Consider the following 22,863-nt stretch of genomic DNA (forward strand, 5'->3'; position numbering starts at 1 on the left):
GAAATTTTACCTGTTTGAAACAGGATGCCCTCCCGGAGGTCGTAAATAACCGCGTCCAACGATGCGTTCTCCCAACGTTTCATAATACGCGGGGTCGGTTGGAGCCACGGTAGCCAGTCCATCCACGTACTTGTTGTACAGACAAAACAGGGACGCGATCAACACTGTATCATGGATTTCGAGATCGGTAGCGCCTGCCTGACGGGCACGTTCTATGGCTTCGGGCGTGACGGCTTTACCGCTTTTTTGGGTAAGTACAGCAATGTTGAGCAACGCCTTCATCTTATCGCTGACGGGCGCCGTTTCAAAATTCTGTTTTACCAACCGCGCTGTTTCCGGATCACCCAACAGCATATCAGCTGCTTTGGTGTGGGCGGCTTCGCAAAAATTGGTGCAATTACGCGACGACACAATCGCCGCAATCAGCTCACGTTCGCCTTGGGTAAGCGTAGACTCACCGCGCAACAGGATCTGGGTCAGGTCACGAATGGGCATGGCCGTGTCCAAACGGTATTCGAGCAAACCCGTAATGCCGGGCAAGTGCTCAGGAAGTGGAATATGTGGCATTAATTAGAAAGCGTTGATTTTTAGGACAATAAAAAATATACGTCTTACAGTATCCCCGGCAGGCAGGGATCGGCGTTTATTTTAACCTTAAAAAATCACGCTAACTCGGGAGGAGGAGAAACCACGCGCAATGCGCGGGCAAGAAGTATAAAGTCGGAATACTCTTTCAATGGTGTGGCATCGGTCAGCCATTCTACTACATAAAATACGTGAGTACGTTGGGATGAAACGTATTCTTTCAGTAATTGTACAAACATGCTTTTGGAGGACTTGGGGCCATCGGCAGCATGGTCGTGGATGTGTTTATTGATGTGCTCCGCCAGCGCATAAAAATTGGCGCGCGCATCGCGGTCGGGTTTGCAGGTGATGTAAATGGTATCGTTAAGCATAATTTGCTCTACCATTTCATAAAATTCATTTCCTACCTGCACTTTCCCCTGCACCGATTGAGGTGCCGTCCAGTTGGTCTGATAAGGTAATGAAACGGGAACTTTTACGGTAATATACTCCTGATTTAATGGCTTTTGCGTTTCTTCCTGCTGCGTTTCCAATGCCACATTACCTCCCAGCCAATAGACTACCGAGTAGCCTACCATGTTGTAGAGCAAAAGGCTGACGAGCAGTATGGAAACAAGTCTTTTCAAGCGAATGTTGTTTTTTAGAATCTGCCGGGACCAACCCGGCAGATTTAATTATGCTTTAGGTTTTTCAGGAAATGCAGAAACGTGTTGTTCGATAATAAGCCATTTACCGGCGCGTTTTTCAAAAACAAACAGGTAACGTACCGGCTTTTTTTCACGGCTGCCATCTGCGGCATTGACGTCAAATAACCAAGTACCTGAGCAAGTCGCTACATCGCCAAACAACCGGATACGTTGGTCGTTGTTGATTACGGCAGTCGGCTTTTTGGCAATAAGCGTTTGCAAAAAGGCTTTGCGTTCGTCGGCAGTGCGGGCAGCGTTGATGAATGTTGGAAAAAATACCGCATCGCTGGCGTATTGTGCCATAACCCCCTCTAAATCACCGTTTACCAGTCCGGCGTGCCAATTTGTAAGCTGTTGGGCTACTTCCTGTTTGGGAGTGTCTTGTGCAAAAACGCTTGTACAGCTAATAATAACTATAAAAAATAGCATCTTAAAAATTTTCATTGGTACAAAGGAGGCCCTGACATTGTTCGGGACTTTATTTTAAAGATTATTATTATGACAAATTTTAAAAGACTTTCCAAGACTCGAAGTCTTGGAAAGTCTTGTGTTTTATAAACCTGAGCCGTCGGCTTTACCGCGTGCAATGGCGTAGCCTGCGATCACTTTACCGTGTTCCAAGCCCATCACACAATCTACGCGGTAGTGAATTAATCCATAGATACGTGACATAGACGCTTCATTCGCTTGTGCCACAAATTTTTCTGCCTGTTCAGGAAAAATAGACGACATTACCGTAGCCCCGGCAGAGGAGAAAGTAGAATGCCCTGATGTATACGCCGGGAAGTTAGGTAGCCCTACCGATGTTTTCAGGCCAAACTGCTGCGGTCTTGGGGTGTAATAAAAGTATTTAGTATCCCAACACGCAATAGCAGCATCCATTTCGGCAGTACCCAGAATAGCCAATGTCCGGGCCATACGTACATCGCTGTATTTAGCTTCGTGACAGGCATTGGCGGCAATACGGTGCCAGTGGCCGGGAGGTGTATAACTTCCGGGGCCATCCGCCCAATAATTAGCAATGCGGGCCTGTTCGCGCGTCTGATTTTTCTGAATGCTTTTCAATTCATTGAGGTCTTTTTCAAACTCTGCCGAGCCTACCACATACGGCATTTTGGGACGAATACTAACCATAGTAGCCTTGTCAAAATTCCATGTTTGTGCGCTTCCGTAGTTAGGCAACATCGGCGGGCGAAGCGGTGCTTCCTGACTTACCCAAGGTTCTTTGATCCCCAACGAGGTAGCATTGGTGATCATCCCCGGTGTCAATGCCTGATTGTTGGCAGCAGACATACCATCTGTTTTGGCTCGGCCCATTACTTTCGCCGCTACACCATTGCCAAGGTTTACTCCGGCAGTAAGATCGCTTTGCACATTCATCCCGGCCCACAAACGGGCCTCCTGATGTTCTTTCAATTTCGCCTCCAGATAGGGGACTTCTCCCGGAAACATGGCCTTTAAAATTACGACCGAGGCCGCCGCAACCACGGCATCCTCTGACGGATAAGAAGGCAAGTTAGTGACCGCCAAAGCAGCCTTAACGGTAGCATCATTTTTAGAGGGTGCCAAACGTTTGTATTTATATTTATAATTCCAGGCAGCTACAAGCGCATCGTACTGAGCTACACTCAAATACGCCAATGCACGGGCAGTATAAGGAGGATTCGCAAACGGAAATTTAGGATCAGCCAATGGATTGGCGGCATCAGGAACAGGATATTTACCTTCTGCATTAGAGGCCGGCGGTATATTATAACGGGCCGCCAACTCACGTCCGATTTCGTTCCAACGGTAGATCGCTCCGGCTCCCCAATACACAACAAGCTCCTGTTGCTCTTTGGTGAGAGCATTCGATGCCTGCTTCAGGCTTGCCAATTCTGCTAAGTATTCCGTTGAAGTAATTGCCGTCGGCGCCGGCACGCTGATCTCTTCGGGAGAAGCCAACATGTATGTTTTCCAAGTGCCGGCCTTCTCATCCAAGTTGGCAGGGGTATAGGATACCCGTTGAAATTCATCAATGGTTTTGTCGCAGGAAACGGTAAGTAAGAGCATTCCCAACGAAACGCCCGTATATTTCAAAATGTTAAAATACTTTTTCATTTGTATCACTAGTTGTAGTATTCAAGATAAGGATCTGACTTCTTCCAAGAATTTGCAGCCCTTATCCGTTATTTCTTCTTAAAATTCATCAAATACAAAACACCTACCATGTAACCGGTACTTTGGCCCACATTAAGCCCATCCGTAACATAGCCCACGCGAGCGTTTACACCCAAAGCCTTAGGTTGGAATTTGCCATACCAGCCAACCACCGTTGCCTGCATATTGTTGGTTGGAAAAGGCATATCGTTGCGACGGATATTATCTCCCGTTACGCAGGAAGAGCGTTCTGCCCATACTTCTGTTTGCCATTTTTTCTTTAAAATGCCCAATCTTACACCCGCATCGTACGCATTTGGGATACTCACTTGATTTGTATTATAGATACGATCATTGGATAAATAGGCATCACGGTCTGCATTCATTTTGCCGCGCCAGGTATACGTACCGTGGGCACTAAGGTATAAACCTGATGCTTTGTGTTTATAGCCGGCAATAACCCGCCCTGAAAGCGTGCGGCATTTGATACCAATAGACATCGGAAGAAAATCCGGAACATAATTACCTACCGGAATAGAGCCGCCAATTACCCCGTGCAACCCAAATCCTCCCACTGAAACGGCTTTATATTTCAGCCATACTGCGCCATCCTGAATTCCCTTTTGGCCCAATAAATTCCCTGCATTGGTTTTTGTCCAAACGTACGGTAAACTGACAATCACATTCAATCGGCTTGTGATTCCATAAGCTCCCATAAACATTACATTTTGGGTAGTATGGGTGCCGATGTTGAAGTTTTCGCGTTTGAGCGTGTTTTCCCAGTAATGGTTCCAACTGCTGTGTCCATACATAAGGGCAAAACAGGCCTGATTCTTAGACATATACAGAATATCGTGGGGCATCTGAGCCCGCAATCCGGAAAACAGGCACATCAATACTAAAGCGGTAAATAATCTTTTCATAGGTACGGTTTTGTTAAAATCAATAGGATGATTGTTGGTTTTGGTCGTAGAGTAAGCGTATTTCCTATACTGACCCAATGAATTTAAATCTTCTGCATATCGCTGACTCTCAACCGGTAGTTGCTTTTTTTAAAGTATGCTGACCGGTAATATTCCCAAAGAATGATCGGAACTACGTAATCCCCCATTCGTTCGATGGTCTCAAAAATATCTATCGGGCGTCCTGCTATCGGGAAAAGCATTTCAAAAGCCAATTTATAAAAACATATAAACAGCAATATGCCCGGGATACGTGGTTTGAAAAGCACCAAAAAGCCCAAAATTATTTCCAAAATACCAAACATCTGCAAACCGGTATCGCTCATAGACAATCCCAAACCTGTCAGGTTTTTGAAAAGAACAGGGTGTTTCATAAAAAATCCCAGACCGCCATGCCCCGTCAGTAAGCTAAATAAACTGAGACGCATTACCCATTCTATCAGATACGTTTGTTGGACTGTAATTTGGGTAAGCGGCGTAAGTTTCTCCAACCACAACTTTCTTTCACTGATCCGGGGAGTACCATAAAGCAACAGGAAAAGAACAGGCACGCCAAAGTTTCCCGCACGCTCAAAAAATTCCGACATACCCATGCCTGCCGAAGGCCTCAACATGGCCGTAAACAGCGTCCAGAATGAAGCCCATAAGAGTACTGCCCGGTTTGGATAGAAGAATCCGACAAGTCCGATCAGAATATCCAGTCCTCCAACAAAAGGCATGAAATCAAAGGCAGTAGCCTCATTGATAAAAAAGACTTTAAAAAACGGAACCCATCCTTTTTTAGTAACTATCCCCCAAAAGCCATGCCCTACGAAGCAACCTAATACTCCAAATCTCAACCAAAAGAAAAGCTTTTCCTCAAACGACTGTTTTGAGGAAAAAGGATTGATGAAAATTGGATTTTGTGTAACCATTATGTTGATAAATTAAATTCACAAAACTTACTGAAAACGCCGTTTCATGCATTTTTAAAACCAACGACTTATATTAACTGACACTAAATAATCGGCAAAAGCAGCGTCTCCGTGTTTTACTCCCAATGGATCAAGGCGGTCTGCGTAGCTGCGGGTACGGTTGCGATATAATGCATAGGGAACTGTAGCTGCTGCCGAAAATTTACCTTTCATATACGCAATGCCCGGCTCAACGGAAACAATGTATCCCGGGCGACGGAATCCTTTGCTGCCTCCGAAAACATCAATGGCAGGCACTCCTTCCAAACGACCACCCAACATAAGGGAAAGTCCTTTGCCAATGGATTGACTAAAACCAAAGCGTCCTGCAAATTGATCTGCTACGGAGAATGTTCCGGTTACCAAGTCGATTGTGGTTGCTTCCGGACTACGCACAACACCATTGGTTTCTTTAGGATTGAATAAATAAAATCCATTAAAATAGAGGGTCGTTTTCTTCGCGATTTGCCAATAGCCCTGCGTTTCTAAGCTATAACCTACGCCTCCGTCACCTAATTGAATGGATTGGTCAACAGGTTTATTGATCAGATAATCGTGCTTTTCTTTGTCTAACTTATGAAAATTGTCCGTTGCGTCATACTTACCGGTGGGTAATTTAACTCCTAAACCCAATGCAAAATTGAATTTTGGCAGTTTGTAAGGGTTACGCATCCAGTACGTTACCGAAAGACGCATATCGCCTATGCCCTGTGAGTACGTGTGAAAACGGTTCGCAGCAGGATCAACTCCTGAACCTGCGGCAGGATTACCGTAGTGTTCATACAATGAAGAACGGTCGTTGTATTGAATCGGTAAGTTAATTCCGAATGACAGCCGGGCATTTGGCTGGTAACTGATCCCCAAATCAAGGGCATGTGAAAGATTGACTACTTCGGTTTGTGCTTCCGCCCGTTGTGTTTGTTCTACATCGCCTACAAAGTGGCGGTGTGACCGAAAGTAGCGATAGCCCATGCTGACCTGCCACTGGCCGTTCTTTTGTTTAAAATATTCTGCCGATGACAGCGAGTTGGTAGCTGCACAACTCATGTGACGAACCGCCACGCAGCCTTGAGAATAACTTTCGATAACACACAGCAAAGAGAATAACGTGTAGAATATACGTTTCATAAGGAATGTTGGTATTAGGTTATAACAATGATTGTTTTAATTACAGCCGATAGCTGTTGTACCTAATCCCGGAAGAGTTGTAAATAGTGTCGGATCAATTATTGATCCTGCTGCTTTTGTGCCGAGTGAGCGTTCTTTTCTATCATTTCAGCCACTTGCCCGAGTGGAATAGCACAACCTACAGGGGGAATGTCTTTTACTGACACTTTACCTGAATGTGCTTGGCAATTGGCTTTTTCAGAAAGGCCGCATTCATTGGAATAGCCCAAAGTAGCAGACATTTCCTGTTCGACAGACGTATCACTGCATGTAAGCAATGCGGTCATTGATACCGCAAACAACACCATTTTCATTTTATCTCCGTTAGATTAGTCAATTAATTCATGTCGGAATGACAGTTGCCGTAATGACAATTGAATCCTGACGAAAAAATGAACTAACCCCGTTCAGGAGGCGGAGAATGAAGCATCTGAATTGATTGCAGAAGTTCTTGGTTTGGAGTGGCAAACGTAGACGGAGAAGACAGATTTGTTGTCAACTCATTCGAACGATCAGGCCATTGTGCGGATGAATTCGGAAGATATACTTTTAATAGATCACTCAATAATTTGACCGCCTTATTCAACCCATTTTCAGGCGAATCTGCCGTTTGGTCCGTAATTTCCTGAATCATGGAAGCCAACTCAAAAAAGCGGTCGCGGGCGTGTTGGTTAGATTTTAGGGTCACGTACAGCGTATCATTCTCATGGCGCTGATGCATAATGTTGTAAAAATCATTCCCCTGTCGAATCAATCCATCTTGCCCCTCGGGATTCTCCCATGCAGTATTATAAGGAAGGGTGGGCAAATGCATTTTTACCGTCTGCCACTCATCATCGTTCGTAATCGGCGATGCTGTTTGGTAACCGTCCTCAAAGAACAATACCGCTACCGTCAGCCCAAACATATTGTAGAGCAGCAGTAAAAGTAGGCCGATGGCGGTTAGCTTTTTCAATCAGAATAATTATATTGTATCCAAAGATACTGCAAATGTATATAAATCTACTAAATATCGGGCAAGTTTCGTGCCGAAAATCGTCCGGCTTATCAAAAAATTATGACAATTAAGCTACATATACCACCAATATTGTACATCATCCCAGTTGACAGTATGGTAAATGTTGAGTTGGAGCAAGTTAAAAAATCGGTAATCCTGGGCTTTGTTTCGAACAAGGGATTGAAAACAATAGCCCATTTCAACACGTGTCTTGCCGGCATTGTACCCTCCTCCGATATGCATCCAATCTTCCGAAAGCAGCGAACCGTTGCGTGAACTGACAGGCCCGTTGGTTGCTCCTTTAAAGTATAAAAATGCTTCGTTGGATGCCGTCAGGTAAAATCCCGTTTTCTTCTTGCTCGTATCATACAATGGATATGTTACCCAAAACTGATACCGGCCAATACTGGCCTGAGAGGCTATATGTGTCTGTAAATTAATGGGTTGCCGCCATTCGAAGCGCCCACGGTGCGTAATGACGAAATTGCCTAATTTGTGTTGATATGAAACTTGAGCAATAAGCCGGTTCTCATTTTCCCGCAACCCGAAAATATTATGGCGACCAAAAGCATAGCCTCCGCCAACCGACAATTTTTTATTCACCTGATAGATCGACATTGCCTGCAGGATCATATGCGTATGCCCGGCAGGAAATTTTTTAGCTTCGATGGTTTGGTCTACCAAATTGATGACCGACGTTGCATTTAAATTATAGCTCCATTTCTTTGAGATCTTACCCAGTTGAGAATAACTCGGAGAAATTCCATACAAATTTACAGTTTGAGCAAACAGATGTTGCGTCAAAAAAGCAGCGAAAATAAATAATATGGAGCGCATTGAACTGAATGGTATATATAAGGGCCTGTTAATTGACTGTTCAAAGACTATGCCAAAAAATCATTGGTTTCGTATCTTTGCGCCATGAGAATATTAAATATTTGCGCTTACACGTGGGCAATAGGCGGTCCGGCCCGAATTATCTATGACCATACTACGGTCGTTTTAAAACAGGGACATCAGGTAGATATATTAAGTCCCGCCTCTCCGGGCGACAAGATTTATCCCGCTCCTGAAGGCGCTCGCGTCATTGTCTGTGAGCGCACACAACCTATCAGCCGCTTTTTTCCTGAATTTTCGTTGGAAGCCTGGAATTTTCTCAAAAAACACATTCACGAATACGACATTGTACATTGCCACGGCATTTGGCATTTTGGGAGTGTAGCGCCTTTTTTATTTAAAAATAATACGCCCAAAGCGGTCACGATCCACGGCCTGTTGGATAAATGGGCACTCAATCATGGGTATTGGAAGAAGAAAGCTTTTTCATTTTTGTTTCAGAAACGCTTCTTAAAACGTGCTGATCTTATTCAGATCAATAACCGCGATGAGCTGAATGACCTCAGTCAATATTTGGGCTTTCAACATCCCAACGTGACTATTATTCCCAACGGAATGCAATTGGATGAATTAGCCGATCTTCCGGCAAAAGGCACTTTCAGGAAACAATTCAATCTGCCCGAGGATAAAAAGTTGGTACTGTTTATGGGGCGGCTCAACATCAAAAAAGGCTTGGACCTATTGCTGCCGGCGTTTAAAAAATATACGGAGCAACATACCGATGCCTTACTCGTTCTGGCAGGCCCTGATGATGGGTATCAGGGTCAAACCGAACGATTTATCGAAGAAAATCAATTGCAGGACAAGATGATAATGGTCGGAATGTTGACGGGCGAAACCAAAAAGGCGGCTTTGGCCGATGCCGATATTTTTGCGCTCCCCTCCTATTCCGAAGGTTTTTCGATCGCGGCTTTAGAAGCCATGACGGCGGGCGTACCGGCGTTGGTTTCCGAACGCATTGGCTTCGATGGAACCGTAGCCCAATATAACGCCGCCTGTGAAGTTTCGCTTACGGTAGAAGGAGTACATAAAGGCTTGATACAATTACTGCAACAGCCTGCCTACCGAGATACCCTTCGCCAAAACGCCCGAAAAATGGTGGAAGAATTGTATGATATTAACATAGTAGCCACCAATCTGGCGAAGGAATTTGCCAAAATTTCGAAGCACAAATAATATAATGCAAGTTTAAATGAGTGAAAAAACAGGTATGTCTATTTTATTCATGCAACACTCCCTGTAGGCCTAATTCTTCAATATCAACCAGATTTTCGTCCACGATAGTATCGGGAACAAAAATGAATTTTTTATCAAAAATCTGACTTCCAACGTAATAACTCACCCAATACTCATTATTTAAATGAAATACATCGGGCATGATAGGTTCAATGATAACAGATTTCCCCGATTCTATTTCGGTAAAATAATGCCGCAGTGTTGAAGTACGCTGTTGCTCTTCTTTCTTTTTGGCATCATCTCCGGAATAGCCTTTCGAGGTCACAAATACGTTGGTAATGGCCGTTTCATTGCGGTTGATCAAATAAACGTGCCATTCGGGCTCATTGAGTTCATTGATACGCCGGGCTATGGTGACATAAATGCCCGTAACAGGGGTAAATGAAATATCCTTTTTCATATTTTGAAGGTACTTAAACCTCAAAATTAACAGCTTTTGTGGATTTTTGCAGGAGTCAATTGCCATAGAATTAAAATTAGCTGCCTGACAAATTTCTTTTAGATGCTTAATTTTGACAGTAATCAAATTATTTAGGGAAATTATTACTTTAACTCTTGATCTAAATAAGTAGCACTGAATGAAGAAGTCCTCTCCAATGATCATTGCGTCAATCCTGCTTTGCGTATTCTGTATTTGGGTGTATAGCGCCACAGGCCGAGTCAAAGTTAAACATCTCTCAACGAACGAAAAAATCGAAGAATGTGAAGTAATTGCATTAAATCTTTTGATAGAATCAATTGAAAACAGCCGATGGTTACGGTGAGATGATTTAGTAAAAAACCTGAAAAGACCACCTGAAAACGCTGATTTCGATATTCCAAACAGTTTATGTGATTTATTTATTATATTCTGAGATTGATCAAAAGACTTTTTCAAAGACATCCTTCAACAAAATCGAGACGTTAACCGAAGAAAAGTTAGCCGTTTTGTCTAATCCATGCACTGTTTCTACGCTCCATTCGCCTTTGTCGTTTTTACGAAATATCTCTATTTGAGGCAATTCTGTCGAAACCAAGATGTATTCTTTCAGGGTTTCAATGCTGCGATAGGCAATAAATTTGTCCGTTTTATCAAATACGGCCGTTGAAGGAGAGGCTACTTCGATCACCAAAATTGGATTAATTAAATTATCATTTTCTACCGTCTGAGCATCACCATCGCTGACCACAATATCCGGATAAAAATAACTGCCGTTCTGAGGATTGAAAACCCGCATATCACTGCCAAATAATTCAAAATCAGTTCCTCGCAGTAAATTCCAAAGTAAACCTAATAACGCTGTGGTAATATAATTATGGATTTTAGTAGCTCCGGCCATTTCAATAAGGGTATTATAAATGAATTCATGCCGATGCTGGCTTGCCCGTTCAAAGGCAAGGTATTCCTCAGAGGTAAAAGCGGATGAGATTGCAGGCACCATAACAGGTCTATTTTTAGCGAAAATACAAAGAAATATCAACCGATAAGGCATTGTACATCCTTTTTTTTACCTTTGCACCTTAGAAACAAGTCTATGTCCGAACAAATTCTGATTCTTGATTTCGGTTCGCAATTTACCCAACTCATCGCTCGACGCGTCCGCGAACTGAATATTTACTGCGAGATCCATCCTTTTAATAAAATCCCCGAAATTACGCCTGATATTAAGGGAGTTATCCTTTCCGGAAGTCCTTATTCAGTGCGCGATGAAGGCTCACCACGGGTAGATCTAAGCTTATTCAGAGGCAAAGTGCCTTTGTTGGGTGTTTGCTACGGCGCCCAAATGCTCGCCCACACCCTCGGTGGAGAAGTCAAAGCCTCCAAGCACCGCGAATACGGCAGGGCTATGCTTACGCATCATTCTCATTCTACCTTGTTGGATTCTGTTTCAGCGACTACCCAAGTTTGGATGTCACACGGAGATACTATTGTTTCCGTTCCTGACTCTTTTCAGATCATCGGTGAGACCGATTCTGTCAAAGTAGCGGCTTTTCATATACAGGGTGAACAAACCTACGGAATTCAGTTTCACCCCGAGGTAACGCATTCGGTAGAAGGAAAAAGCATCCTGAAAAATTTTGTTGTTGATATTTGTGGGTGCTCGCAAGATTGGACTGCCGCATCGTTTGTGGAAAGTACGATCAATGAACTTAAAACCCGGCTTGGTGATGATAAAGTTGTGATGGCCCTTTCGGGTGGCGTCGACTCAACCGTCGCAGCGTCCTTGGTGCACCATGCCATCGGCAAAAATCTGTATTGTATTTTTGTTGATAATGGCTTATTGCGCAAAGACGAGTACGAAAATGTGTTGCACTCGTATCAGGATATGGGCCTGAATATCAAAGGGGTAGATGCTAAAGCACATTTTTATGGCGTCCTGTCAGGACTTACTGATCCCGAAGCCAAACGCAAAGCCATCGGCAGAGCGTTTATTGATATTTTTGATCAGGAAGCACACCTCATCGAAGATGTAAAATGGTTAGGCCAAGGCACTATTTACCCGGATGTTATCGAATCGGTTTCGGTCAAAGGTCCATCTGCTACCATCAAGTCACACCATAATGTGGGAGGTTTGCCGGATTTTATGAAATTGAAGATCGTAGAGCCGCTCAATACCCTTTTCAAAGACGAAGTCAGGGCCGTTGGGCGTAGCTTAAAACTTCCGGAAGCCATCTTAAAACGTCACCCTTTTCCCGGACCGGGCCTTGCTATTCGGATTCTGGGCGATATTACGGCCGAAAAAGTAGCGATTTTGCAGGATGTGGATGCTATCTTTATCAATGGCTTAAAAAATCGCGGATTATACGATCAGGTATGGCAGGCAGGCGCGATGTTACTCCCCATCCAAAGCGTGGGTGTAATGGGCGACGAACGTACTTACGAACGCGTGGTAGCCTTGCGAGCGGTCACCTCAGTAGACGGAATGACGGCTGACTGGGCACATTTACCCTACGATTTTTTGGCTGATGTTTCCAACGAGATCATTAATCGTGTCAAGGGTGTTAACCGCGTGGTGTACGATATTTCGTCAAAACCGCCGGCTACCATTGAGTGGGAATAGGGCGCGGATGTGCCGGTTAATTGTGAACCGTTAATGGATATTTGTTAATTGTTTTTAAGTTAATTGCCGTAATACACTGTACGAATCGCGATTAACAAATAACGGTTAACAATTAACCTCCTTCAAAGGATGCTAAGTTTTTTCAGAGTCAATGCTCCTTATCAGATTTTGAGTCTCATCATTATTTTGGTGATGCTTCAATTTCCATTTTATATCAATGCGCCCGATCTATTGGTCTCTGAACTCCAATGGATGCTGGTAGGCGAGAAAATGGGCCAAGGGTTTATGCTTTACCGCGATGTATGGGATAATCTCAGTCCATTATCGGCTGCGGCGTATTGGGGTATTGACGAGCTTTTCGGCCGTTCGCCCATTGCCCATCGAAGCATAGCTAACGTCCTGATTCTCTTTCAGGCTGTTTATTTTAATTATCTCTCCAGTCAACGCCAGTTGTTTACCGAGCGTAATTACGTTCCCGGAGTGTTGTACCTGCTTTTTATCAACGTGTCTTTTGATTGCAGTATATTATCTCCCGTTTTAATGGCAACCACCTTTATTTTGTTGGCGTTTGGTACCCTCATTCGCCAAATGCAACGGGAAGGTGTTACCGATGAAGTGTTTGAACTGGGCTTTTACCTGAGCGTAGCTACGCTGTTTTATCTGCCTATGGGGCTTTTTTTACTGTGGGCTTTTTTTTCTATGCTCTTGTATTCAGGAGCCAATTTCAGGCAACATACATTGGCATTATTTGGGTATATTTTCCCCATTGCCCTCACCGCACTGTTTTTCTTTTTTCGCGGAGCACTTGATGAACTTAGTCAAAATCTGCTTACCTCTGCCTTTCGCACTCGCCGCTATAATCTTCAGGATTTTTTAGGTGTCATCGGAACCATGGGAGGTATTTTTTTGGTAGGTGGACTGGGCTTTTTGCAAACCATTCGCTATCCCCGATTTATCAATTATCAGGGACGTTGCCAGCAAATCATGGGATTATGGGTCATCGTTGCTTTTATTTCCATTGGGCTTATGCCATTCATTGCGCCGATGCAGTTCATTATTTTCATTCCGCCGGTGGCTTTTTTTTCGGTCAATTTTTTTATGCTTATACAGCGCAGATGGCTGGCGGAAGTGCTGTTTCTGGTTGTTTTTATGACCACTTTGTTTTTTCGGTATCAGGCATCTTTTCTCAATCATCCGATTTCTCTCACCAGCTCGGCCCGTTTGGATAACCTGAAAATCAAAAGTAAAGCTTTGCCGCCTGTTATACTTCGCCAAAAAATACTTGTCATTGGAGAAGATGAAGGCGAGTACCGCGACAATTTTCCCGCTACCGCTTATATCAATTGGGAGTTGGCCCGTTACGATTTTGAGAACTTAGACAGCTACGAAAGTGTCATCAGTATTTTTGACAATTTTAAAGCGGACCCTCCTACCTACGTTATTGATAAAGAAAATTTAATGCCTCGTTTATTCAAGCGCCTTCCGGAGTTGGGTAAGCGGTACCATTCTACCGAATGGAAAGGTATTTATCAACTTAATCAGCCACAGGCAGTTACTCAATAGTTGGCACATTGAACTAACATTCGGTCACACTCAATGCCAAGCCTGCTTCTGAGGTTTCCTTGTATTTTTTCGACATATCCCTCCCGGTAGCTCTCATCACTTTGATTACGCTGTCGAAGGAGATTTTTTGCATCCCGGGATCAATAGTTATCGCTAAAAGATAGGCATTGTAGGCCTTGGCCGCTCCCATGGCATTGCGCTCAATGCACGGAATTTGCACATAGCCACCGATGGGGTCACAGGTCATTCCGAGGTGATGCTCAATGCCGATCTCGGCTGCCGCTTCTACCTGCTCAATCGTTCCACCTGCCGCATATATGAGCATAGCGGCGCCCATCGCCGACGCCGTGCCGATCTCACCCATGCAGCCCATTTCAGCACCCGAAATACTGGCATTGTGTTTCACTAAAAAACCAATAGCGCCCCCCGCCAGCATCCCGTCGCGCATTTTTTGGGGAGAATAGTGAAAATGATATTTCATCAAATAAGTCAACCCCGGAAATACCCCCGAAGCTCCTGAGGTAGGAGCGGTTACGACAATATTACCGGCCGCATTTTCTTCCGAAGCTGCTAAGCAATATGCATTCAAAAAGATCAGGAAACTGTCGGTAGTGGAAGCATGTTGCTTGGCGCGCTCGTACAGCAAAGGAGCTTTGCGCTGAAGGCGGATATTTCCCGGCAAAATGCCTTTGGCACGTACACCGCGCTTGACGGCTTTGTGCATAAAATCTAATATTTGGTCTATTTTTCGCAGGATTTCTTTCTCAGAAAGACCCGTTAACGCTTTCTCATTTTCAATCATGAGTTGCGATAACGTAAGTTTATTGTTACGCAAATGCTCCTGCAATTCCTCCATGGTTGAATAAGGATAGGCAGGAAGGCGATGCGTTGTACCTTCCGGTTCAAACCCTTTTTGTTGAATAAAGCCCCCGCCTACCGAATAAAACTCCCCTTCATAGAGTGTTTCCCCTGCCTCATCCAATAGTCTCAAAATCATGGTATTAGGATGCGGAAATGATGTTTTTCCTTTATGGTACAAAATACTGTTTTCAGAAACGGTCACCTTTACTCCCTGAAAATGTATTTCATACGCATCACCCTTCTTTTTCATGAGCCCACTCAATTGTTTGGGATCGCAGGTATGAGGTTGCCAGCCCAAAAGGCCGCCTACAATGGCGCGGTCGGTACCGTGACCTTTACCGGTAGCACTTAAAGAACCGTATAGGTTGATTTGGATGGTTTTGCCTCGTTGAGCCTGTTCGGCAGGCAAGTGTGAAAGTTGTTGTAAAAAAAGATACGCAGCTTTCATTGGCCCTATGGTATGCGAACTGGATGGCCCGGGACCTACCTTAAAAAGATCAAATAATGAAGTGGTAATTGCGTTTTTGGAAGGCATAAACGGATTATTTTAACAATAAAAATGCGCGACAGTATTCAAAAATAGCTATTCTTGAACACTATCGCGCAATAAATTAAGAGAAGGTAAAATAACCTACGATTCGGTCGGTATTCGGTTCAATCAGTAAACTTCTTCTACTAACTGACCACTCGTTCTGGCAGAAATAGCCTCCCACAATTTCTTCTGCTTACGTCTCGAAATAATGCTGGGATTTTTTTCAATCGCCTTTTGCAATATCCGTTGAGTAAGCGAAAGATATTTACTGACTTTGGGCTGGTCCATGCCAAAGCTGGCCGCCAGCTGTTCTTGAGGAACTCCTCCTCTTAAATAGATAAGAACAAAAAGTAAGGCATCCTGTGTATCTCCAAAGAGACTGTTCTTCCGAGTGGAAATCTGACGTCTTAAGCGGGGGCTTCCGTCAAAAGTGTACTCTGAGAAGTAAGACTGCCATACTTCATGGAAAGGATTGTAGAGTGTTTTAAACTCATTTTTTCTCAATCCTGTGAGCCTGCGAAGATTTTTTTCGTCTGCTTGAAGGTCTTCGAACCTTTGAATCATTACCCAAACCATATAATAATTGTTAATGTAGAAGAAAGAAGTGGATATTAAGTTATTTTAAATTTCCTTGAGCATTCGTGTTGGACTCACCATAAACTTTTTCTTGAACGCTTTGTCAAAATTAGCGGCGCTTGTGTATCCCAAATTTGATGCTATTTCTGACACGGTCCATTTGTTTTGCAGGAGCTGATTTTTAGCTACTTCCAGTTTTTGGTTGAGGTGGTATTCATAAGGAGGCAATCCATATACCTGTTTAAAGCATTTTTTAAATTTTGACAGGCTCATGTTGGCCTCACTCGCTAAAAACTCCAAGTTAGGCAATGGTTTATTAACTATAAAATACCGGCTTTCAATTTCTTCAATTTGCTTCAAATCGTTTTGGTTGATTCTGTTCAAATGCATTTCTGAATCGTTGCGTCCTATCTGAGAAATAAAATCAGCGATCAGCTTATAGCACTGCGCCTGCGCCAACAGCTTCCAGGTAAATGAAGAACTGCCTTCAAAAAGTTTATCCAATGATATCGACTGCTCAAAAAATGAAACTCCCTGTAAGTAAACTCCCACTTCAGAAGTCAGCAGATTAATAAACGGCGAATAATTGTTAAGATTATCCACGCTGATCCCAAGTTTATCATAGAGCCACTCACGATGGAAGCTGATAGCCACAAATCGAGAACGTTTTCCAATAGGCCAATGCGTGTCTATCGCCATTTTAGAACTATACAATACGGTCGATTTGTGCGTCTGCGTTTTTTGTTTGGTTTTATTGTCCAACAAATAATACGTATGCGCATCCTCCGATTGTACGAACGTTAATGTCCAATAGTCGTTTGTATTCTGTGCTTCTTTTACAGTATTAAGCGGTTTATACCAGCACAATTCTCCCAACAGTACAGAGACTTCTCTGTCAAAGAGCATTGCGTTAAGTTTAATAAACGAATTTCCTTCTGTATGATAAAATTCAGTGGGAGACTCTGCTTCAGTGCCAAACTGTTCTGCGACTTCTGCCATCCAATATTTAGATGGTTTAAGACTTAATTTGATCTCCATAATTTGGAATAAGATTTTAATAATTAATTCCTGCAATTAATTAATCAGATCAAAGTCGGGTAAATATGTGTTGAACAAATAAAAGTACTTTTTTTGCCAAAACACTTCAAAATTATAATTCTGAAGTCAATTTTAATGTCTCTCTATAACGTTTTGGGGAATATCCCGTCGCTTTTTTGAATGCAGTATAGAAGGATGATTCCGAGTTAAAACCGGAATCAATTCCAATGGCAAAGATGGTAGCAGTTTGAAAGTGTATGTCTTTTAAAAGATTCCGGGCTTTAGTAATCCTGTACGAATTAACAAACTCATTAAAATTCATTTTCCATTCACTGTTAATTATATAGGAAAGTTGGTGAGAACTGATGCCAACTTTTTTAGCTAAACTGCTGAGAGTAAGCTTAGAATCAAGAAATACCTCTCTTACTTCCAACTCATAACGGATCTTCTCTACATACTTTATCCTGAGATCGATGGGCATGTCCTTCTTAGAGGAAATCTGTTCATAATGGTCTTCAGTTTCCACTATGACTTCAAAATTTTCTCTGCTTTCATGCACAATTTCCTGTTCTTCCTCCACCCAATAAGAAACCTGAACATTTGGAACAAACGTTTTCAGCACAAAAGGGTATTTGACCATTAAAAAAATTATGCCCAATGACCAAACGACTAATCCGGTCAGCCAAAACCACTCATACGCTACGTATTGGCTGGAATCTTCTCCGTAAAAAAAGCGAATTCCTGTCTTGGAAGTGACCATTAATGAGTGAAACAACAAAAATCCTACAATACTTTTCAACCAAACAGCCGTAATTGGATGAATGGAGCGGGTCAGGTTGGCATACGCTTTTGATAAAAAGTGAAAAAGGAATAAACCAACAAAAGCATTATAAATGCCTACCTCTGCCGAAACACACGCGTAAAATGTACTATTTGTAAAATTATTGCCGGAGATCACCCCTCCAACATACAAATAAGAGAATGTTTTTAAATAAAGAAAGGCCGGAATCAATAACCACTTTGAATAGATATGGTCTTTAAAGCCTAATGAAGACCGTAAATAACAAACAACCGCAGGCGGAATAAGCAACGCTAAGGTTTCAGGAAAAACCAAGAGGAAAGACGCACTCTGCTGTAGACCGGCTGTTTTTAACTGTAATAATTCAGTAGCGGTAATAATCATAAAAAAAGCGCCCAAATAGCGTAAATGAACGCCTTGGTTTGCTCTGATACACATAACCGTAATAACTAAACCAAGAAAAACGAGACTGAGTTGTAAGCTATAAATCATCAGTACGGATGATTAGTGAATGACATAAGGATGCTTAATACTATATACGACAATATGAGCACTTTTAGATTTCATTACAAAGAAAATAATTTTATTGGGATAAAAAAAATAGCCTTCTTGGTATAGAAGGCTATTTTTTTAACACAAATTTCTCGACTTTTTTTTATCGCATAGAAATATTTTTTAGGATTATTGAAGCTTTCTTACCGTTACAGGTACGCAGACCGGTGTAGGAGAACAGTTTGAACATCCGCCCACAGGAGCTACAACGGTCACGGTTGTGGTACAGGTATTGGCATCCGTAATAGTAATAACTTTATTACCGGCACTTGCTAAGAACGGACCGAAATTCTGAGGTGCTCCGTAATTAAATGGCCCTGTTGGTGTTATTCCGCTTACAGTATATGTTGTATTGCTGCCTCCGCCCGGATTTAAGGCAAACGTAAAGGTATCGTCAGCAGCATTGTCGGTGGTTCCGGCATTGTTACAAACAGCTATTACTGAACCTATCAATGGTTTCGGATTTACTGTCACTACTACAGTATCTTTATCAACACAACCATCAACGGAAGTAACAGTCAGAATATAGGTCGTCGTTATGGTTGGCGCAACCGAGATAGAAGCGGTTGTTGCGCCGGTGCTCCACAGATAGCTGCCACCTGCTCCTGCTCCACTACCCGTTAAAGCAACTGTTGTGCCTGCGCAAACCGGTGCCGGATCAGTACCTGCATCAGCTACCAATACTCGGTAAATAACCACTACCGGACAACAGTTACCCGAAAGGCACGCACCTACTACCGAACTCGTAAACGTATAGCTACCGGATTGTGTGACCGTATAGGTCGAATCAGTCGCACCCGCAATAATAGCTCCATTGCGATACCATTGATATCCCGTAGCGCCTGACGGTGCCGCTACTACCAATGATGATCCCGGACATAAGAATATAGGTACCGAAACGCACGCACTCGCTATATCATCTTCACTGCCTCCGGTGCCCGTTGTGCCATTTCCCGGTGTTGAGTCCGGATCACCTTCATTCATTGACTGAACCTGCGCAATATTGGATAAAACACCGGTAGAATCTGCACTTGCCGTAATCGTCAGCGCCAAGCTGGTGGTAGGTCCACTGAGGGCACTTCCCACGTTCCAGATTCCCGTAGTTTGGTTATAGAACGTTCCGGTTGGCTCCACATGACTGACATAGGTAAGTCCGGTCGGAAGCAGGTCTTTAATTTTCACTCCGGTAGGTGCTTCGAAGCCCGTTGCATCTGCCTGACGGGTTACGGTGATGGTAAAAGTAACATCTGTACCGGCCGCTACGCTGTCTGCATCTACCGTTTTTGTGATGGCCAAATCAGCCATATTGTCATCACAAAGATTAGGAATACCATCCCCGTCGGTATCCAATAAATCGTCACCGGCGCATTTGTCCATGCAGTCATATACACCGTCATTATCTGTATCAGTTTTGGTGAAAGCATAATAAACACGTAAAACATACGCCAACGAAGCTAAGCTTCCGGCTCTTATTCTTACTTTATTGAAAGGCAGAGTAGCTTTTCCACCTATTTGGGTCAATGTCGTTGAACTGTTTAATACCCCTGCACTGATCAGAGATGCTCCACTAAATGTATTTTGCAATGTTGTCCCCATGTATGTTTGTACCTGTACATCACCCAAGACGGTTGTATTGAGTAAACCGCCTGCATTACTAACCGCAAACCCTACAAATGGGTTATTTGAAATTGTACTTGCCATTGGTACATCAATATAAAAGGCACAGGATAATCCTGCTATGATATTGATAGTGGCAAAATTGGCAGAGTCGCTGTCCGTTACCCGGGCTTCGTTACTAATAACTGTACCTATAGCTACACAAGGGATAGGAATAGGAGGTAAAGGAGGCAGCTGAACTGCAAGAGAAATACTACCGGTTGCAGGCGTGCCTACTTCGCTGCCCGTTAACGCATTTACACAATCGGTTGCGCAATTGGCAGGGCCTTCAAAGGCATAATAGACATCAATGGAGCTAAGAGCGGTTAAGGCACTTGGAGCATAGAGTTGAACTTCATCAAAGTTTTTGGTGGTTGTAAATTTCAAAATTTGTTTTCCGCCATCATTGTTCAACACGTTAGCACTTAAAAGCCCGCTACCGCTGTTAAATACGGCCGTTTCCTGTAGAACTCCGTTGCGGTACGTACGGATTTCGATTTGGTTAAGCACAGCAGCACTCAATAAACCGCCGTTATATTTCACCACAAACCCTGCTACATTTCCGGCAGGATAATATTGCAATGAATCTTTAACCGAAACTCCTGAACCTCCCCCTAAGACCCCGATCCCGGTAGTAAGGGTTGCGAAATTGGTTAAATTGCCGTCTATAATGTTGGCACCACTTGCAGCAGTACAGCTAACACACAGACCTGTATTGGTACCATTAATGTAAGCACCCCTTCCTGCAATAGGGTCCATACATAGTTGATTGTTTTCAAGAGTTTGCTGTTGCGCTGAACTCTTTAAGATGGCGAGTAGGAATAAAATGACCATTATTCCAAATGGGCGGGAATTTTTGTAGAACGTGAGCATAAATATTTATTTGAGTTAAAATGAGCTAAAGAACGCCACCGTATTTTGGGTTCGTTTTCAACTACTCCTCATCAATATTTCAGCCGAAATTTATAAGTTAAAGAGAATGAAACCTTTTGGAATGCCAAATGAACCAATAGGAAAAAAAGCCAAAAAAATTGTTTTTTTTGAAGCTATAAAGGGTATAATGCCGGATAAAAAGGGATATTTATGCAAAAACTTTTAGGAATGCAGATCAAACTTTCAGGCAAAAAGTCATAAAAAAAATGAAGCTGCCAGCAGAGCCGGCAGCTTCAACGAGTACAACAAAACCACAGTCAATAGGGCTAACCCTCTGTGGTCTTATTGGTATACTTTGTTTTATTTATTTATCATGTCAAAATGAACTGATGAATAAAGAATAAATTAAGCTTCAACTAAAAATTCGTCGTGTTGGCTGATATCCAAACCAACTTTTTCGTCTTCTTCCGATACGCGAAGCGGCTCAATCAGGTCAGTTACTTTCAAAATAATGTAAGACATTACAAAAGCAAATACCGAAACCAATACCAAAGCGATCAGGTGGTTTTTGAACAATGTGAATGTACCGTATGCCAAACCTTCGTCTACAACAGCGGCATTAACACCTTTAGAAGCAAAGATACCGGTCATTAACATACCCATCATACCACCTACACCGTGGCAAGGGAATACGTCAAGGGTGTCGTCCAAGGTAGTTTTGGTACGAAGGTGAGCCAGGTAGTTGGATACCATTGAAGAAATAGCACCGATAAAGATCGACTGAGGAATAGTTACAAAACCGCAAGCCGGCGTAATCGCTACCAAACCTACTACCGCACCGATCGAAAAGCCTAACGCTGACGGTTTTTTACCTTTAGCATTGTCGAAAAGAACCCATGCTAAACCTGCTGCTGCTGCTGCTGTATTTGTAGCGGCCAATGCAGATACGGCCAACGGACCTGAGCCTACCGCCGAACCGGCGTTGAAACCAAACCATCCGAACCAAAGTAAACCTGTACCTAACAATACATAAGGAATGTTGGCCGGAGGTAAGAAGTTAGCCTCAACGTGTGCACGACGACGTTTCAGGTACAAAGCACCTGCCAAAGCAGCCCAACCCGCAGACATGTGAACAACCGTACCACCTGCAAAATCCAATACGCCTAATTTGAAAAGGAAACCGTCAGGGTGCCAAGTCCAGTGAGCTAAAGGTGCATAAACGAAAATGCTGAAAAGCACCATAAAAAGAATGTAAGAGCGGAACTTGATACGCTCGGCCAAAGAACCTGTAACGAGCGCAGGCGTAATAACGGCAAATTTCAATTGGAAAAACGCAAACAACGCCAAAGGAATGGTAGGAGCCAATGACCAAGGTTTGCCATCCAATACACCTTTGAACATGAAGAACGTCATTGGATTTCCAACCCAGCCACCGATAGAATCTCCGAAAGCAAGACTGAATCCAACAACCACCCACACAATACTGATAACACCCATGGCAATAAAACTTTGCAACATGGTCGAAATTACGTTTTTGTGGTTTACCATACCTCCGTAGAAGTACGCCAAGCCGGGAGTCATTAACAATACGAAAGCCGTAGCGACGAGCATCCAGGCGATGTCACCGGAGTTTAGGCCTTCAGTCACAATTTGGGTAGGGATGGCAGGCATCAGAATCCCCAAAAGGGCCACGCCCAACAAAATTACGAGTGGGATGTAATTTTTCATAAAGATACTTGACTGGTTTTGG

21 protein-coding genes are annotated in these 22,863 nt (G+C 43.2%); 3 read left to right on the forward strand and 18 right to left on the reverse strand.

Features of this window, described 5'->3' with window-relative positions; translation table 11 throughout:
- Window positions 1-6 precede the first annotated feature (6 nt).
- The 10 genes from ACQY73_RS12545 to ACQY73_RS12590 all read right to left on the reverse strand — a co-directional run bounded on the left by ACQY73_RS12545 (window position 7) and on the right by ACQY73_RS12590 (window position 8,326).
- Window positions 7-567: a carboxymuconolactone decarboxylase family protein gene (locus tag ACQY73_RS12545; protein ID WP_428666303.1), complete on the reverse strand. Its 561-nt coding sequence runs from the start codon at window positions 565-567 to the stop codon at window positions 7-9.
- A 95-nt stretch (window positions 568-662) separates the two neighbouring features.
- Complete coding sequence (locus ACQY73_RS12550; protein ID WP_428666305.1) at window positions 663-1,211, reverse strand: hypothetical protein; 549 nt, start codon at window positions 1,209-1,211, stop codon at window positions 663-665.
- 48 nt (window positions 1,212-1,259) lie between these two features.
- A complete protein-coding gene (locus tag ACQY73_RS12555) occupies window positions 1,260-1,715 on the reverse strand; it encodes a DUF4440 domain-containing protein (protein ID WP_428666308.1) in 456 nt (151 codons plus the stop codon).
- A gap of 108 nt (window positions 1,716-1,823) precedes the next feature.
- Window positions 1,824-3,371 (reverse strand): phosphatase PAP2 family protein, encoded by a 1,548-nt coding sequence (locus tag ACQY73_RS12560; RefSeq protein WP_428666311.1) that lies wholly within the window; start codon window positions 3,369-3,371, stop codon window positions 1,824-1,826.
- Window positions 3,372-3,439: 68 nt separating this feature from the next.
- Window positions 3,440-4,333, reverse strand: a complete 894-nt coding sequence (locus ACQY73_RS12565; RefSeq protein WP_428666314.1) for a hypothetical protein — start codon at window positions 4,331-4,333, stop codon at window positions 3,440-3,442.
- Between the two features lie 83 nt (window positions 4,334-4,416).
- Complete coding sequence (locus tag ACQY73_RS12570; protein ID WP_428666317.1) at window positions 4,417-5,286, reverse strand: hypothetical protein; 870 nt, start codon at window positions 5,284-5,286, stop codon at window positions 4,417-4,419.
- Window positions 5,287-5,340: 54 nt separating this feature from the next.
- A complete protein-coding gene (locus tag ACQY73_RS12575; RefSeq protein ID WP_428666320.1) occupies window positions 5,341-6,453 on the reverse strand; it encodes a transporter in 1,113 nt (370 codons plus the stop codon).
- Window positions 6,454-6,551: 98 nt separating this feature from the next.
- Window positions 6,552-6,806 carry a hypothetical protein gene (locus tag ACQY73_RS12580; RefSeq protein WP_428666323.1) on the reverse strand — a complete coding sequence of 85 codons (255 nt, stop codon included), beginning with the start codon at window positions 6,804-6,806 and terminating at the stop codon, window positions 6,552-6,554.
- An 83-nt stretch (window positions 6,807-6,889) separates the two neighbouring features.
- Entirely contained in the window at window positions 6,890-7,447 is a 558-nt protein-coding gene (locus ACQY73_RS12585; protein ID WP_428666326.1) for a hypothetical protein, read from the reverse strand.
- 114 nt (window positions 7,448-7,561) lie between these two features.
- The gene (locus tag ACQY73_RS12590) at window positions 7,562-8,326 is read right to left on the reverse strand and encodes a DUF2490 domain-containing protein (protein WP_428666329.1); all 765 of its coding nucleotides are present in this window, start codon (window positions 8,324-8,326) and stop codon (window positions 7,562-7,564) included.
- 84 nt (window positions 8,327-8,410) lie between these two features.
- Between ACQY73_RS12590 and ACQY73_RS12595 the strand changes: the two genes are divergently transcribed.
- Complete coding sequence (locus ACQY73_RS12595; protein ID WP_428666332.1) at window positions 8,411-9,562, forward strand: glycosyltransferase; 1,152 nt, start codon at window positions 8,411-8,413, stop codon at window positions 9,560-9,562.
- Window positions 9,563-9,605: 43 nt separating this feature from the next.
- Here ACQY73_RS12595 and ACQY73_RS12600 read toward each other — a convergent pair whose 3' ends face one another.
- On the reverse strand, window positions 9,606-10,022 hold the full coding sequence (locus tag ACQY73_RS12600) for a hypothetical protein (protein ID WP_428666335.1): 417 nt from the start codon (window positions 10,020-10,022) through the stop codon (window positions 9,606-9,608).
- Between the two features lie 460 nt (window positions 10,023-10,482).
- Complete coding sequence (locus tag ACQY73_RS12605) at window positions 10,483-11,043, reverse strand: Uma2 family endonuclease (RefSeq protein WP_428666338.1); 561 nt, start codon at window positions 11,041-11,043, stop codon at window positions 10,483-10,485.
- A 93-nt stretch (window positions 11,044-11,136) separates the two neighbouring features.
- Between ACQY73_RS12605 and guaA the strand changes: the two genes are divergently transcribed.
- A complete protein-coding gene (gene guaA, locus ACQY73_RS12610) occupies window positions 11,137-12,663 on the forward strand; it encodes a glutamine-hydrolyzing GMP synthase (RefSeq protein WP_428666341.1) in 1,527 nt (508 codons plus the stop codon).
- 129 nt (window positions 12,664-12,792) lie between these two features.
- Window positions 12,793-14,226: a hypothetical protein gene (locus ACQY73_RS12615; RefSeq protein ID WP_428666344.1), complete on the forward strand. Its 1,434-nt coding sequence runs from the start codon at window positions 12,793-12,795 to the stop codon at window positions 14,224-14,226.
- Between the two features lie 13 nt (window positions 14,227-14,239).
- Here ACQY73_RS12615 and ACQY73_RS12620 read toward each other — a convergent pair whose 3' ends face one another.
- The 6 genes from ACQY73_RS12620 to ACQY73_RS12645 all read right to left on the reverse strand — a co-directional run bounded on the left by ACQY73_RS12620 (window position 14,240) and on the right by ACQY73_RS12645 (window position 22,841).
- Window positions 14,240-15,622 carry an L-serine ammonia-lyase gene (locus ACQY73_RS12620; RefSeq protein ID WP_428666347.1) on the reverse strand — a complete coding sequence of 461 codons (1,383 nt, stop codon included), beginning with the start codon at window positions 15,620-15,622 and terminating at the stop codon, window positions 14,240-14,242.
- A 123-nt stretch (window positions 15,623-15,745) separates the two neighbouring features.
- Window positions 15,746-16,195, reverse strand: a complete 450-nt coding sequence (locus tag ACQY73_RS12625) for a helix-turn-helix domain-containing protein (protein WP_428666350.1) — start codon at window positions 16,193-16,195, stop codon at window positions 15,746-15,748.
- Between the two features lie 45 nt (window positions 16,196-16,240).
- Window positions 16,241-17,233 carry a helix-turn-helix domain-containing protein gene (locus ACQY73_RS12630; RefSeq protein WP_428666353.1) on the reverse strand — a complete coding sequence of 331 codons (993 nt, stop codon included), beginning with the start codon at window positions 17,231-17,233 and terminating at the stop codon, window positions 16,241-16,243.
- 112 nt (window positions 17,234-17,345) lie between these two features.
- Window positions 17,346-18,524 carry a helix-turn-helix domain-containing protein gene (locus tag ACQY73_RS12635; RefSeq protein WP_428666356.1) on the reverse strand — a complete coding sequence of 393 codons (1,179 nt, stop codon included), beginning with the start codon at window positions 18,522-18,524 and terminating at the stop codon, window positions 17,346-17,348.
- Window positions 18,525-18,713: 189 nt separating this feature from the next.
- Window positions 18,714-20,999, reverse strand: a complete 2,286-nt coding sequence (locus tag ACQY73_RS12640) for a DUF11 domain-containing protein (protein WP_428666359.1) — start codon at window positions 20,997-20,999, stop codon at window positions 18,714-18,716.
- Between the two features lie 519 nt (window positions 21,000-21,518).
- Window positions 21,519-22,841, reverse strand: a complete 1,323-nt coding sequence (locus ACQY73_RS12645) for an ammonium transporter (protein WP_428666361.1) — start codon at window positions 22,839-22,841, stop codon at window positions 21,519-21,521.
- Window positions 22,842-22,863: the final 22 nt, after the last annotated feature.

The sequence above is a fragment of the Runella sp. genome, from assembly GCF_965279615.1.
Lineage (GTDB): Bacteria > Bacteroidota > Bacteroidia > Cytophagales > Spirosomataceae > Runella.

Coding starts and splice junctions, on each gene's coding strand:
- ACQY73_RS12545 (WP_428666303.1), bottom strand. CDS start 567: ATGCCACATATTCCACTTCCTGAGCACTTGCCCGGCATTACGGGTTTG.
- ACQY73_RS12555 (WP_428666308.1), bottom strand. CDS start 1,715: ATGAAAATTTTTAAGATGCTATTTTTTATAGTTATTATTAGCTGTACA.
- ACQY73_RS12560 (WP_428666311.1), bottom strand. CDS start 3,371: ATGAAAAAGTATTTTAACATTTTGAAATATACGGGCGTTTCGTTGGGA.
- ACQY73_RS12565 (WP_428666314.1), bottom strand. CDS start 4,333: ATGAAAAGATTATTTACCGCTTTAGTATTGATGTGCCTGTTTTCCGGA.
- ACQY73_RS12570 (WP_428666317.1), bottom strand. CDS start 5,286: ATGGTTACACAAAATCCAATTTTCATCAATCCTTTTTCCTCAAAACAG.
- ACQY73_RS12575 (WP_428666320.1), bottom strand. CDS start 6,453: ATGAAACGTATATTCTACACGTTATTCTCTTTGCTGTGTGTTATCGAA.
- ACQY73_RS12580 (WP_428666323.1), bottom strand. CDS start 6,806: ATGAAAATGGTGTTGTTTGCGGTATCAATGACCGCATTGCTTACATGC.
- ACQY73_RS12590 (WP_428666329.1), bottom strand. CDS start 8,326: ATGCGCTCCATATTATTTATTTTCGCTGCTTTTTTGACGCAACATCTG.
- ACQY73_RS12595 (WP_428666332.1), top strand. CDS start 8,411: ATGAGAATATTAAATATTTGCGCTTACACGTGGGCAATAGGCGGTCCG.
- ACQY73_RS12600 (WP_428666335.1), bottom strand. CDS start 10,022: ATGAAAAAGGATATTTCATTTACCCCTGTTACGGGCATTTATGTCACC.
- ACQY73_RS12605 (WP_428666338.1), bottom strand. CDS start 11,043: ATGGTGCCTGCAATCTCATCCGCTTTTACCTCTGAGGAATACCTTGCC.
- guaA (WP_428666341.1), top strand. CDS start 11,137: ATGTCCGAACAAATTCTGATTCTTGATTTCGGTTCGCAATTTACCCAA.
- ACQY73_RS12615 (WP_428666344.1), top strand. CDS start 12,793: ATGCTAAGTTTTTTCAGAGTCAATGCTCCTTATCAGATTTTGAGTCTC.
- ACQY73_RS12620 (WP_428666347.1), bottom strand. CDS start 15,622: ATGCCTTCCAAAAACGCAATTACCACTTCATTATTTGATCTTTTTAAG.
- ACQY73_RS12625 (WP_428666350.1), bottom strand. CDS start 16,195: ATGGTTTGGGTAATGATTCAAAGGTTCGAAGACCTTCAAGCAGACGAA.
- ACQY73_RS12630 (WP_428666353.1), bottom strand. CDS start 17,233: ATGGAGATCAAATTAAGTCTTAAACCATCTAAATATTGGATGGCAGAA.
- ACQY73_RS12635 (WP_428666356.1), bottom strand. CDS start 18,524: ATGATTTATAGCTTACAACTCAGTCTCGTTTTTCTTGGTTTAGTTATT.
- ACQY73_RS12640 (WP_428666359.1), bottom strand. CDS start 20,999: ATGGACCCTATTGCAGGAAGGGGTGCTTACATTAATGGTACCAATACA.
- ACQY73_RS12645 (WP_428666361.1), bottom strand. CDS start 22,841: ATGAAAAATTACATCCCACTCGTAATTTTGTTGGGCGTGGCCCTTTTG.